This is a genomic window from Microbacterium sp. WCS2018Hpa-9, assembly GCF_031843745.1.
In the GTDB taxonomy this organism is placed as follows: domain Bacteria; phylum Actinomycetota; class Actinomycetes; order Actinomycetales; family Microbacteriaceae; genus Microbacterium.
Genome location: NZ_JAVTIY010000001.1, coordinates 527,418 through 539,822, shown reverse-complemented (window position 1 = coordinate 539,822; position 12,405 = coordinate 527,418). Strand labels below are relative to the sequence as shown.

Below are 12,405 nucleotides of genomic sequence, written 5' to 3'. Positions count from 1 at the left end.
GATGCCCAAACTCGCCTCTGACGGCGAGTTCCACGGACCTTCGATCGACGAGTTCTTCCCGGAGATCCTCTTCAACGCGTTCGGGGTCATCCCCGTTCACCGGATCCACCTCGTGCAGCTGCTCGCCGTCGTGGTGGTGGTCCTGCTCCTGGTTCTCGGAACCCGTCGCATGAAGATCGTCCCCGGCCGCTTCCAGAGCGTCGTCGAGATGGGTCTGGACTTCGTCCGCACCAACATCGCGCACGATCTGCTCGGTCGCAAGGACGGCAATCGATTCCTGCCGATCCTCACCACGATCTTCTTCATGGTGCTGTTCATGAACATCACGGGAATCATCCCGTTCCTGAACATCGCCGGCACGAGCATCGCTGCCGTGCCGCTGACGCTCGCACTCGTGAGCTACGTCACCTTCATCTACGCGGGTATCAAGAAGAGCCCACTCGGCTTCTTCAAGAACGCGCTGTTCCCGGCCGGAGTCCCGTGGCCGGTCTACGTCATCGTGACGCCGATCGAGTTCCTCTCGACCTTCATCATCCGGCCCGTCACACTGATGCTCCGACTTCTGATGAACATGGTCGTCGGCCACATGCTCCTGGTGCTGTGCTTCGCGGCCACCCAGTTCTTCTTCTTCACCGCAGGCGGCGGCTGGGCCGTTCTCGGTGTCGGAACCCTCGCCTTCGGCGGTGCCTTCACTCTCTTCGAGATTCTGGTCGCCGTCCTCCAGGCATACGTCTTCACCGTCCTCACCGCGGTCTACATTCAGCTCGCGGTCGCAGAAGAGCACTGAGCGGGTCGGCAACTGCCGTCCCACCCAACGAAAGGAAAAACCCGTGGACGCTACTACGGTTCTCGCAGACATCAACGGACACCTCGCTTCGGTCGGCTACGGCCTCGCAGCAATCGGTCCGGCCATCGGCGTGGGCATCGTCGTCGGCAAGACCATCGAGGGTGTCGCTCGTCAGCCCGAGCTGGCCGGCCGCCTTCAGGTCCTCATGTGGATCGGTATCGCCTTCACCGAGGCGCTTGCATTCGTCGGCATCGCCGTCGGATTCATCCCCTTCCCGTAATCTCTACCGACTTCAGAAGGAGACAGGATGCTGAACGCTCTTGTCACGAACCTCGCGGCTGAGGGAGAAACGCCTAACCCGCTGATCCCCGCGTGGTACGACATCATCTGGTCGGGTCTGTGGTTCCTCGTCATCCTCGTCGTCGTGTGGAAGGTCGCCCTTCCGAAGTTCACGGCGATGCTCGACAAGCGGTCCGCCGCCATCGAGGGCAACATCGCCAAGGCTGACGAAGCACAGAAGCAGGCTGAGGCCGCGCTCGAGGAGTACACCCGGCAGCTCGCCGAGGCACGCACCGAGGCCGGTGAGATCCGTGAGGCCGCCCGCGAGGACGGCAAGAAGATCGTCGCCGAGGCCAAGGACGCCGCGTCGAGCGAGGCTGCTCGCATCACCGCGACCGCGCACACGCAGATCGAGGCCGAGCGTCAGACCGCTCTCGTCTCGCTGCGCAGCGAGGTGGGCTCGCTCGCCATCGACCTCGCCGGTGGCGTGGTCGGCGAGACGCTCTCCGACGATGCACGTGCGACCGCAGTGGTCGACCGCTTCCTCGCAGACCTCGAAGCATCCGAGAAGGCGGCTCAGTAATGGGCAGCGCGACCACTCAGGCACTCGCGGCATCCACTCAGGCGCTTGCCGCAGCGAAGGACGTCACCCTCGACACGGCACGGGAGCTGTTCGCAGCTGCACGTGCCGTGGCGGAGTCGTCTCATTTGAGCGGCGCGCTCGCCGACGCCTCGGCTCCTGCCGTGGCGCGACAGAACGTCGTCGCAGCGGTGTTCGGCGGGTTCTCTCACGACGCGCAGAGCGTCTTGAAGACCGTCGTCGCCGAGCGCTGGTCATCGGCTTCGCAGCTCGTCGACGGCATCGAGGAGCTCGCCATCCGGGCTGCTGCCGTCGCCGCGCCCGAGGCTGACATCGCGGGAGAGCTGTTCGGCTTCACCCGCGTGATCGCCGCGAACGCGGAACTCGAGCTCGCGCTCGGCAGCCGCCTCGGGGGAGAAGACGCCAAGGGTGCACTCGTCGACAAGCTGCTCGCAGGTGGCGTCAGCTACGCGACTGCGGTGATCGTCTCGTCGCTGGTCCGCCAGCCTCGTGATCGTCGCGTCCGTCAGATGCTCAACCGGGCAACGCGGGTCGTCGCAGATCAGGGCGACCGCGTGGTCGCCACTGTGCACAGCGCCAAGCCGCTCACCGATGCACAGCGCACTCGTCTCAGCGACGCACTCTCGCGTCGTTACGACGGCAAGATCTCGCTCAACGAGGTCTCTGACCCCGCCGTCGTCGGAGGCCTGCGCGTGCAGATCGCCGATGACGTCATCGACGGCAGCATCTCCGCCCGTCTCGCCGATCTTCGCCAGAAGCTCGCCGGCTAACACGACTTCGCGCGGGGAACCGCGCACCCAGATACAAAGGGAAGACAATGGCAGAACTATCGATCAGCCCCGACGTCATCCGTGACGCGCTGAAGGACTTCGCCGCAGCATACGAGCCCACTGGGGCCGCGGCGACCGAGGTCGGCACCGTCATCGACGCGGCAGACGGCATCGCGCACGTCGAGGGACTTCCCGGCGTGATGGCGAACGAGCTCGTCACCTTCGCAGACGGCACCAAGGGACTTGCGCTCAACCTCGACGAGCACCAGATCGGTGTCGTCGTGCTCGGCGAGTTCACCGGCGTCGAGGCCGGTCAGGAAGTCACCCGCACGGGTGAGGTCCTCTCCGTTCCCGTCGGCGACGGCTACCTCGGCCGCGTGGTCGACCCGCTCGGCAACCCGATCGACGGCCTCGGCTCCATCGCCACCGACGGCGTGCGCGAGCTCGAGCTCCAGGCTCCCGGCGTCATGCAGCGCAAGTCGGTCCACGAGCCGATGCAGACCGGCATCAAGGCCATCGACGCGATGATCCCCGTCGGCCGTGGTCAGCGTCAGCTGATCATCGGTGACCGCCAGACCGGTAAGACGGCCATCGCGATCGACACGATCATCAACCAGAAGGACAACTGGGAGTCGGGCGACGTCAACAAGCAGGTTCGCTGCATCTACGTCGCCATCGGTCAGAAGGGCTCGACCATCGCTTCGGTGAAGGGCGCGCTCGAAGAGGCCGGCGCTCTGGAGTACACCACGATCGTGGCCGCTCCTGCATCCGACCCCGCCGGTTTCAAGTACCTCGCCCCCTACACCGGTTCGGCCATCGGCCAGCACTGGATGTACGGCGGCAAGCACGTCCTCATCATCTTCGATGACCTGTCTAAGCAGGCTGAGGCCTACCGTGCCGTTTCGCTCCTCCTGCGCCGTCCGCCGGGCCGCGAGGCCTACCCGGGTGACGTCTTCTACCTGCACTCGCGTCTGCTCGAGCGTTGCGCGAAGCTGTCCGACGAGCTCGGCGCAGGCTCGATGACCGGTCTTCCGATCATCGAGACCAAGGCGAACGACGTCTCGGCGTACATCCCGACCAACGTGATCTCGATCACCGACGGCCAGATCTTCCTGCAGTCCGACCTCTTCAACGCCAACCAGCGTCCGGCGGTCGACGTGGGTATCTCGGTCTCTCGAGTCGGTGGTGACGCTCAGGTCAAGTCGATCAAGAAGGTCTCCGGAACGTTGAAGCTGGAGCTCGCGCAGTACCGCTCGCTCGAGGCGTTCGCGATGTTCGCGTCCGACCTCGACGCGGCTTCGCGTCGTCAGCTCTCCCGCGGTGCACGTCTGACCGAGCTGCTCAAGCAGCCGCAGTACTCGCCGTACCCCGTCGAGGAGCAGGTCGTCTCGATCTGGGCCGGAACGAAGGGCAAGCTCGACACCCTCGAGGTCTCCGACGTCCTGCGCTTCGAGCGCGAGCTGCTCGACTACCTTCGTCGCAACACGAAGGTCCTCGAGACGCTGCGCGACACGAACGTGCTCGATGACGACACCGCCGCCGAGCTCGAGAAGCACACTGACGCTTTCATCCTGGAGTTCCAGGGTGGCAAGGGACACGCCATCGGCGCTCCCGGCCACGAGGAGCACGCTGCAGCTGAGGCTGAGGACGTCAACCAGGAGAAGATCGTCAAGGGTCGTCGCGCGTAACCGCGTGAGGAACTGAATTCATGGGCGCTCAACTCAGGGTCTACAAGCAGAAGATCAGCTCTGCTCAGACGACCAAGAAGATCACGAAGGCGATGGAACTCATCGCGGCTTCGCGCATCCAGAAGGCGATGGGACGTGTCAAAGCGTCCAGCCCCTTCGCGCGAGCCGTGACGAGGGCCGTGTCTGCCGTCGCGACGCACTCGAACGTCGACCACCCGCTCACCCGCGAGCCCGAGACGATCCGCCGCTCTGCGGTCGTGATCTTCTCCTCGGACCGCGGTCTCGCCGGAGCCTTCAATTCGCAGATCCTCCGTGAGGGTCTCGAGGTGGCGGAGCTCCTGCGCGGGCAGGGCAAGGAGCCGGTGTTCTACCTCGTCGGACGCAAGGCCGTCGGCTACTTCCAGTTCCGCCGCATCGCGGCTGCTGCGGAGTGGACCGGCGACACCGACACCCCGTCGTTCCACACCGCAGAGGAGATCTCGGCGAAGCTGCTCGAGGACTTCGGGCGCGGTGCAGACGAAGGTGGCGTCGACGAGATCCACCTCGTGTACAACCGTTTCGTCAGCATGATGACGCAGTCGCCGGAGTCCGTGCGTCTGCTTCCGTTGGAGATCACGGAAGCCGATGACTCGGAGGCGGGCAACGCCGTCTACCCGCTGTACGAGTTCGAGCCGGATGCCGAGACTGTCCTCGACGCGATCCTGCCGGTGTACATCCAGAGCCGCGTCTTCAACGCTCTCCTGCAGTCGTCTGCTGCCAAGCAGGCCGCGACGCAGAAGGCGATGAAGTCGGCCAGCGACAACGCCGACAAGCTCATCACCGACTACACCCGTCTGCGCAACAACGCGCGCCAGGCGGAGATCACGCAGCAGATCGCGGAGATCGTCGGCGGCGCCGACGCACTCTCATCGAGCAAATAGACCATCAGGAGAGAGACGAAAATGACCCCCACCGCTACGGCTGACCAGCCGGCGACCGCGGTCGTCGGGCGCGTCGCACGCGTCAACGGTCCGGTTGTCGACATCGAGTTCCCGCACGACTCGATCCCCGACATCTACAACGCACTCAAGACCACGATCGTGATCGGCGACTCTTCGGTCGAGATCACCCTCGAGGTCGCTCAGCACCTCGGCGACGACCTCGTTCGCGCCATCGCCCTGAAGCCGACCGACGGCATCGTCCGCGGCCAGGAAGTGCGCGACACCGGCGAGGCCATCTCGGTCCCCGTCGGCGACGTCACCAAGGGCAAGGTCTTCAACGTCATCGGCGAGGTCCTGAACCTCGAGCCCGGCGAGACGATCGAGGTCACCGAGCGCTGGCCCATCCACCGCAAGGCTCCGAACTTCGACCAGCTCGAGTCGAAGACCACCATGTTCGAGACCGGCATCAAGTCAATCGACCTTCTGACCCCCTACGTGCTGGGTGGAAAGATCGGTCTGTTCGGTGGAGCCGGTGTCGGCAAGACCGTCCTCATCCAGGAGATGATCCAGCGCGTCGCGCAGGACCACGGTGGAGTTTCGGTGTTCGCCGGTGTCGGCGAGCGTACCCGTGAGGGCAACGACCTGATCCACGAGATGGAAGAGGCGGGTGTCTTCGACAAGACGGCCCTCGTCTTCGGCCAGATGGACGAGCCGCCGGGAACGCGTCTGCGCGTCGCCCTCTCGGCTCTGACGATGGCGGAGTACTTCCGCGACGTGCAGAAGCAGGACGTGCTGCTCTTCATCGACAACATCTTCCGCTTCACGCAGGCCGGTTCCGAGGTCTCCACGCTGCTGGGCCGCATGCCCTCCGCCGTGGGCTACCAGCCGAACCTCGCCGACGAGATGGGCGTGCTCCAGGAGCGCATCACGTCGACCCGTGGCCACTCGATCACCTCGCTGCAGGCGATCTACGTGCCGGCCGATGACTACACCGACCCGGCTCCGGCGACCACGTTCGCCCACCTCGACGCCACCACGGAGCTCTCGCGTGAGATCGCGTCGAAGGGTCTGTACCCGGCCATCGACCCGCTGACCTCGACGTCGCGCATCATGGACCCCCGCTACTTGGGTGAGGACCACTACCGCGTCGCCACCACGGTCAAGCAGATCCTCCAGAAGAACAAGGAACTGCAGGAGATCATCGCCATCCTCGGTGTCGACGAGCTCTCCGAAGAGGACAAGATCGTCGTGTCGCGTGCACGTCGCATCCAGCAGTTCCTCTCGCAGAACACCTACATGGCCAAGAAGTTCACGGGTGTCGAGGGTTCGACCGTCCCGCTCAAGGAGACCATCGAGTCCTTCGATGCGATCACCCGCGGTGACTTCGACCACGTCGCCGAGCAGGCCTTCTTCAACGTCGGTGGCATCTCCGACGTCGAAGAGCAGTGGGCGAAGATCCAGAAGGAGAACGGCTGATCATGGCATTGCATGTCAGCCTCGTCTCCGCGGATGCGGAGGTCTGGACGGGAGAGGCGAGCCTCGTGGTCGCCAAGACCGTCGAGGGCGAGATCGGATTCATGGCCGGCCACGAGCCGGTCCTGGCGATCCTCGCTCAGGGCGAGGTTCGGATCACGCAGACGGATGGCACCAAGGTGCTCGCCAACGCACAGGACGGATTCCTCTCGATGGAGAGCGATGTCCTGACGATCGTGGCAGGCAACGCGGCTCTCATCGCCTGAGCAATCAGTTCATCGCGTCCGCCTCGGCTCCCCTGTGGGGCCGGGGCGGACGTGTCTGTATCCCCGAGGTCCCATGAAGATTCTGCTGCCCCCGTCGGAGACGAAGCGACCGGGAGGGAACGGTGCACCTCTCGACGTGAGCGCACTCGCGCTTCCGGGCCTCGGCGCCAAGCGCCACGAGATGATCGACGCTCTCGTCGATCTGGCGGGAGACGAAGCCCAGGCGCTGCGGGTGCTCAAGCTCAGTCCGAAGCAGGCCGGCGATGTCGTTCACAATCGGATGCTGCGCTCGGCGGCGACCATGCCGGCGGTGGATCGCTACACGGGTGTCCTGTACGACGCGCTCGACGCGGGCAGTCTCGCTCCCGCATCCCGTCGCTGGCTCGGCGCACACGTGTGGATCCACTCCGCCCCGCTCGGCCCGATCGGCGCGCTCGACCCCATTCCGCCGTATCGACTCGCTGCGGGCACGTCGCTGCCAGGGGTGCCTGCGCTGCGCCGACATTGGGCTGACGCGACTACCGAGGCGATAGCGGTGGAGGGCCCCGACTTCGTTCTCGACCTGCGGAGCGAGGCCTATGTCGCGCTCGGCCCGGTGCCGCACGCCGTGGCCTCCAGCTACGTGCGGGTCGTCACCGAGCACGGTCGCGCTCTGAACCATTTCAACAAGAAGTCCAAAGGGCTGCTCGTGCGGGCTCTCGCGGAGGACCGCCCGCGGATTCGATCGCTTCGGACGCTGCGGACGTGGGCCGATCGCAGAGGGCTCGTTCTCCGCCGCGCCGACGAACCCGGTGTCGAGGAGCTCGTCGTCGCAGAATGACCGCGCATGTCGCGCAGCGAGTTCTCCACAAGTGTGTCGTTGCTCCAAATATCGGCACACCGATATGGTTGGTGTCGCGGCGCGCACAGCGTCAGCTCCATCAGATCCGGAGGGGATCATGTACAACGACTATTACGACAACGGGGCGGCAATCGCCGGCCTCTTCGTCGTCTTCTTGATCAGTCTGCTCTTCGCACTGGCGTTCTATGTGATCTCGTCGATCTTCCTGATGAAGATCTTCGAAAAGGCGGGTGTCCAGGGCAAATGGCGCGCGTGGGTTCCCGTGTACAACACGATGGTCTTCGCGAAGCTCGGAGACATCTCGCCGTGGGTCGTCCTGATCGGCATCGGCCTCTCATTCATCCCGTACCTCAACTTCCTGACGGGTATCGCCCTTGCGGTCGTTCTCGCTCTCGCTGCATGGCGAGTCGGACTCAAGCTGCAGAAGGACGCTGTCTGGGTCGTCCTATTCGTTCTGCTCTCGATCGTCTGGTACGGCATCAACGCCTTCGACAAGTCCCGCTGGAACCCGAACATCGTTCCCGCTCCGTGGGCAGGGAACGGCTTCCTCGCCGACTCCACCGTCTGGGACGGCGTTCCCGTGCAGCCGCGCCCGGTCGCGGGCCCCGGCTACGGCGCTCCTCAGGGCTACGGCGCCCCTCAGCAGGGCTATGCGCCTCCCGCGCCTCAGGGTTACGCTCCGCCGGCGCAGCCCGGCTACGCTCCGCCGGCACAGCCCGGCTACGCGCCTCCCGCGGCACCGTCATCCCCGGCCGCTCCCGGCGTTCCGCCGGCTGCGCCGTCCACACCTCCGACGGCTCCGCCTGCTCCGCCCGCAGCACCTCCGGCTGCTCCGCAGGTTCCGCCCACGGAACCCACGCAGCCCCCGGCCTGATCTGACGTGATACAGAGCCCTCGACTTCGGTCGGGGGCTCTGTGCTGTACGGGGACGTCACAAGGTGGCGGATGGCAGCGGTGGAAGACGATAACGTGGGGGCATGGTCATGTCGCAGCCCCGGGACGGCGCCGCACGGCTGCGTGCGACCGTCCGGGGCGCGAATGCCACCGTGGCAGCGTCCACTACGATGTGTGAGTGTCCTGGGGGAGCCCGACCCGCAGGCGATCCGGAGGCGACGAGTGGCTGAGACGACGACGAAGACGCGCAGCGTCACGGTTGCGCAGCGTTCGCTGCTGCTTTCCTGGGCGGGTGTAACCGACGTGGGACGACGCCGCGAGACGAATCAGGATGCTTTCTTCGCGGACTACCCGCTTTTCATCGTCGCCGACGGCATGGGTGGTCACGCCGGTGGCGAGATCGCGAGCCGGAGCACGGTCAAACGACTCGATGCCGTCGTTGCCGCGGGCGCGGTCGATCGCGGAGCCATCGAGGGAGCGCTCGAGCTGGCCGTCGCCGACATCGCCGACCATCCCGAGACCACGGATGAAGGCACCGGCACCACCCTCACCGGAGTCTTCCTCGAATTCGAGGACGACGAGCCGCACTGGACCTCGCTCAACATCGGTGACTCGCGCGTCTACCTTCTCAGGGACGAACGTCTGGTGCAGATCACCACCGACCACTCGGTCGTCCAGGAGCTCATCGCCGCAGGCAAGATCAGCCCCGAAGAGGCCGAAGGTCACCCCTACAGCAATGTGATCACACGAGCGGTGGGAGCGAGTGAGCTCACTGCTCCCGACTACGTCACGCTCGATGTCCGCCCAGGCGACCGGTTCGTGATCTGCTCGGACGGGTTGACGAAAGAGCTCACCGACTACGGCATCCAGCATTTCCTCCGCGAGAACGCCGATCCTGCGGCTGCCGTCGATGCGATGCTCGCGGCGGCATTGGAGAACGGTGGCCGCGACAACGTGACGCTCGTCATCGTGCAGATCGAGGACGAGTCCGCGACGGACGACTCCGCCGCGGCAACGGACGAGTCCTCCTCCACACAGGGCGAATCCTCCGAATAGCGTCCGATCCCTGTGGAGGGCGCCCTCTGAGCCCTTCCCGTGCGGTCCACTGGGGGCATGGATTCTCTGCCCATAGCGATCCCCGCCGCCCCCGTGCCCGCGCGCAGACCGCCGACGCCGTTCATCGCGGCGCTCGTGCCCGTGGCCGCAGGGGTTGTGCTCTGGCTCGTCACCGGTTCCCTGTTCTCGCTGTGCTTCGCGGCTCTCGGACCTCTGATGATCTTCGCGTCGCTGATCGACGGGTCTCGCTCCCGGCGAAAGGCATCCCGGGTCGCCGAGACCGCGAGCGCGGCGGCGTGGTCGCTCGCTGAAGCGCAGCTGTCCCGGCTCCATGATGATGAGCGTCAGATGCGATGGCACCGTCATCCCGATGCGGCGGCGGGTCTGGCGCAACCGCCGCTGCGCGGCCTCGAACCACCGAATGCCGACACAGAGATCGTCGTCGGCAGCGGTGTCGGCACCAGCGCAGTGCGCGCGTCGGGAGGCGACGGGGAGCGCGAACGCGACTTCCGGTCGCGATGCGCCAAGCTCGAGAACGCGCCGATCACGGCTCCGCTCAGTGGCGGCGTCGGATTGCGGGGTGCACACCCCATCGTCGCCTCCGTGGCGAGAGCGCTCGTGGTGCAGCTGTGCCTGAGATTCGGTGCGGTGCAGATGTCGATCGTCGGCCCGCATCTCGAGGAGTTGGGGATCGCGGGGTTTCCGCAGGTACGCTTCGCGCGGCGCGGGTCGTTTCGTCTCGCGGTCGCGCGAAGCGGAGACTCCCGGCCGGCGGCTGACGCCGTGATCTGGCTGCTCGACCGCGACGAGGATGTCCCTGAGGGAATCACGACGGTCATCGACGTCGTCGAGCCGCACCGAGCGAGCCTGCGCACACCGCAGGGCATCGTCGAAGTCGCCGCCGAGTGCATGTCCCGCGATCAGGCGCTCGCGACCGCAGAAGAGCGTTCGGTCGAGGGCGGGGAGCGCGACTCGCTCCCGGCCGGGGTGGCGCTCAGCGATCTGCGACAGCCCGAGTCGCAGGTCGGTCTGTCGGCTGTGGTGGGCCGAGGCGAACATGCCGACATCGTCGTCGACATCGTCGACGACGGGCCGCACGCCATCGTGACCGGCACGACGGGCAGCGGCAAGAGCGAGCTGCTGGTGTCGTGGGTGACGGCCATGGCGAGCAGCCACGGACCGGACCGAGTGATTTTCGTCCTGGCGGATTTCAAAGGGGGCACGGCCTTCGAACCTCTTCGGATGCTCCCGCAGGTGGCCGCGGTCATCACGGATCTCGATGAGGAGGGTGCGCGCAGAGGAGTCTCGAGCCTGACCGCAGAGCTGCGCCGCCGTGAGTCCGTCCTGGCAGAAGTCGGCGCACGTGATGTGCGGGAGCTCGGAATGGCGAGGCTGGTGATCGTGGTCGACGAGTTCGCGGCGCTGCTTCAGGAGCACGCCGATCTCGGGGCCGTGTTCACCGATATCGCCGCCCGGGGCAGAGCGCTCGGCATGCATCTGATTCTCGGAACCCAGCGCGCTTCCGGCGTGATCCGCGATGCACTGGCGGCCAACTGCCCGCTCCGAGTGAGCCTGCGTGTCGCCGACGCCGCGGACAGCCGCGCCGTCATCGGCACCGACGGCGCGGCTGAGCTTCCGGGCGGCGTGGAGTCCAGGGGCCTGGCGCTGGTCCGTCGTCCTCAGGATGCTGAACCGACGGCGATGAGGGTGGCGTTGACGGGCGCCGCCGACCTGAGAGCCATCACGCTGAGATGGGCCGACGCCGACATCCCGCACAGCCCGTGGCTGCCCGTGCTTCCGCGCATGCTGCCGCTGGCCGCGCTCCAGAGCGAGATGCGGAAGGGCGATGTCATCCTGGGGCGAGCTGACGACCCGGAGCGCCAGCGACAGCCGCTCGAGTTCCTCTCGATCGGCTCCGACCGTGGGATCGTTTTCCTGGGCGGGCCGGGGTCGGGTCGTACCTCGGCCCTGCGTGGGCTGGCCAAGCAGCATGAAGACCCGATCTGGATACCGTCCGATCCGGAGCAGGCCTGGGACGCCCTCGTCGCTCTGGCAGCAGACGGGTCTCGCGGCGCAGGTCTCGTCCTCTGCGATGACATCGACCTCAGGATCAGCGAGCTGCCTGTCGAATACGGCCAGCACGTCGCGCAGCTCTGGGAGCAGATCCTGCGGCACGGCACAGGAACGACCTTCGCGCTCACTGCGACGAGAGCCGCGGGCGCCCTCGGCCGGCTGCTCGATGCGCTGCCACGCCGCGGGCTGCTGAGGATGCCGAGCCGCGTCGATCATCTCGCCGCAGGTGGGGAATCCGCAGGCTTCGATCGAGACCGCCCGCCGGGGCGGATGCGGATGGGGGATCGCGAGATCCAGCTGGTCTGGGTTCCCGAGGAGCGACTGCGATCATCAGGCCCTGTCCGCGGTGCTTCTCGGCATCGGCAGGACCACGGGTGGTCGCCGCGTTCAGGGCTCACGGGGCTCATCACCGCGGGGGTGCCGGCGATCGCCGAATCGCTGTCAGCTGCCCATCCAGGATGCGACATCGTGGTGCTTTCGGCTGAGTCTCGCGAGCTGGAGGCATCGACGCGTCCGACGATAGTCCTCGGCGAAGCGGACGCGTGGCAACGCAACTGGCCGCTGTGGCAGCGGGTGCGCAGAGAGGGAGAGGCTCTCATCCGGGCAGAGAATGCCGCCGAGCTGCGGCAGCTCGCGGGCGTGCGAGAACTCCCGCCCTACGCGCGACCGCATGCCGGGCGTGCCTGGTCGCTGATCGGCGACATCGGGCCTCGACGTGTCGTGATCCCGGCCCTGGCCCCCAGATGAGCAGAGCAGA

The 12,405-nt window shown here is 66.3% G+C and carries 12 protein-coding genes; all 12 read left to right on the top strand.

Annotated features, from left to right (window positions below; translation table 11 throughout):
• Window position 1 precedes the first annotated feature (1 nt).
• The 12 genes from atpB (at window position 2) to RQG82_RS02710 (ending at window position 12,395) form a co-directional block, all read left to right on the top strand.
• On the top strand, window positions 2–787 hold the full coding sequence (gene atpB / locus RQG82_RS02765; RefSeq protein ID WP_311257590.1) for a F0F1 ATP synthase subunit A: 786 nt from the start codon (window positions 2–4) through the stop codon (window positions 785–787).
• A gap of 43 nt (window positions 788–830) precedes the next feature.
• Window positions 831–1,067: an ATP synthase F0 subunit C gene (gene atpE, locus RQG82_RS02760; protein WP_042541851.1), complete on the top strand. Its 237-nt coding sequence runs from the start codon at window positions 831–833 to the stop codon at window positions 1,065–1,067.
• A 27-nt stretch (window positions 1,068–1,094) separates the two neighbouring features.
• The gene (locus RQG82_RS02755; protein ID WP_311257589.1) at window positions 1,095–1,649 is read left to right on the top strand and encodes a F0F1 ATP synthase subunit B; all 555 of its coding nucleotides are present in this window, start codon (window positions 1,095–1,097) and stop codon (window positions 1,647–1,649) included.
• Window positions 1,649–2,437 (top strand): F0F1 ATP synthase subunit delta, encoded by a 789-nt coding sequence (locus RQG82_RS02750; protein WP_311257588.1) that lies wholly within the window; start codon window positions 1,649–1,651, stop codon window positions 2,435–2,437. Before RQG82_RS02755 ends, RQG82_RS02750 begins: the two co-directional genes overlap by 1 nt.
• Before the next feature lie 47 nt (window positions 2,438–2,484).
• Window positions 2,485–4,125 carry a F0F1 ATP synthase subunit alpha gene (atpA, locus tag RQG82_RS02745; RefSeq protein ID WP_311257587.1) on the top strand — a complete coding sequence of 547 codons (1,641 nt, stop codon included), beginning with the start codon at window positions 2,485–2,487 and terminating at the stop codon, window positions 4,123–4,125.
• 20 nt (window positions 4,126–4,145) lie between these two features.
• Window positions 4,146–5,045: a F0F1 ATP synthase subunit gamma gene (locus RQG82_RS02740; RefSeq protein ID WP_311257586.1), complete on the top strand. Its 900-nt coding sequence runs from the start codon at window positions 4,146–4,148 to the stop codon at window positions 5,043–5,045.
• A 21-nt stretch (window positions 5,046–5,066) separates the two neighbouring features.
• On the top strand, window positions 5,067–6,521 hold the full coding sequence (atpD, locus tag RQG82_RS02735; protein ID WP_042541846.1) for a F0F1 ATP synthase subunit beta: 1,455 nt from the start codon (window positions 5,067–5,069) through the stop codon (window positions 6,519–6,521).
• A 2-nt stretch (window positions 6,522–6,523) separates the two neighbouring features.
• Complete coding sequence (locus RQG82_RS02730) at window positions 6,524–6,784, top strand: F0F1 ATP synthase subunit epsilon (protein WP_053095764.1); 261 nt, start codon at window positions 6,524–6,526, stop codon at window positions 6,782–6,784.
• Window positions 6,785–6,857: 73 nt separating this feature from the next.
• Window positions 6,858–7,604: a peroxide stress protein YaaA gene (locus RQG82_RS02725; RefSeq protein WP_311257585.1), complete on the top strand. Its 747-nt coding sequence runs from the start codon at window positions 6,858–6,860 to the stop codon at window positions 7,602–7,604.
• A 118-nt stretch (window positions 7,605–7,722) separates the two neighbouring features.
• Window positions 7,723–8,499 (top strand): DUF5684 domain-containing protein, encoded by a 777-nt coding sequence (locus RQG82_RS02720; RefSeq protein ID WP_311257584.1) that lies wholly within the window; start codon window positions 7,723–7,725, stop codon window positions 8,497–8,499.
• Window positions 8,500–8,741: 242 nt separating this feature from the next.
• A complete protein-coding gene (locus RQG82_RS02715; protein WP_311257583.1) occupies window positions 8,742–9,575 on the top strand; it encodes a protein phosphatase 2C domain-containing protein in 834 nt (277 codons plus the stop codon).
• Window positions 9,576–9,632: 57 nt separating this feature from the next.
• Window positions 9,633–12,395 (top strand): FtsK/SpoIIIE domain-containing protein, encoded by a 2,763-nt coding sequence (locus RQG82_RS02710; RefSeq protein WP_311257582.1) that lies wholly within the window; start codon window positions 9,633–9,635, stop codon window positions 12,393–12,395.
• The last annotated feature ends 10 nt before the right edge of the window (window positions 12,396–12,405 follow it).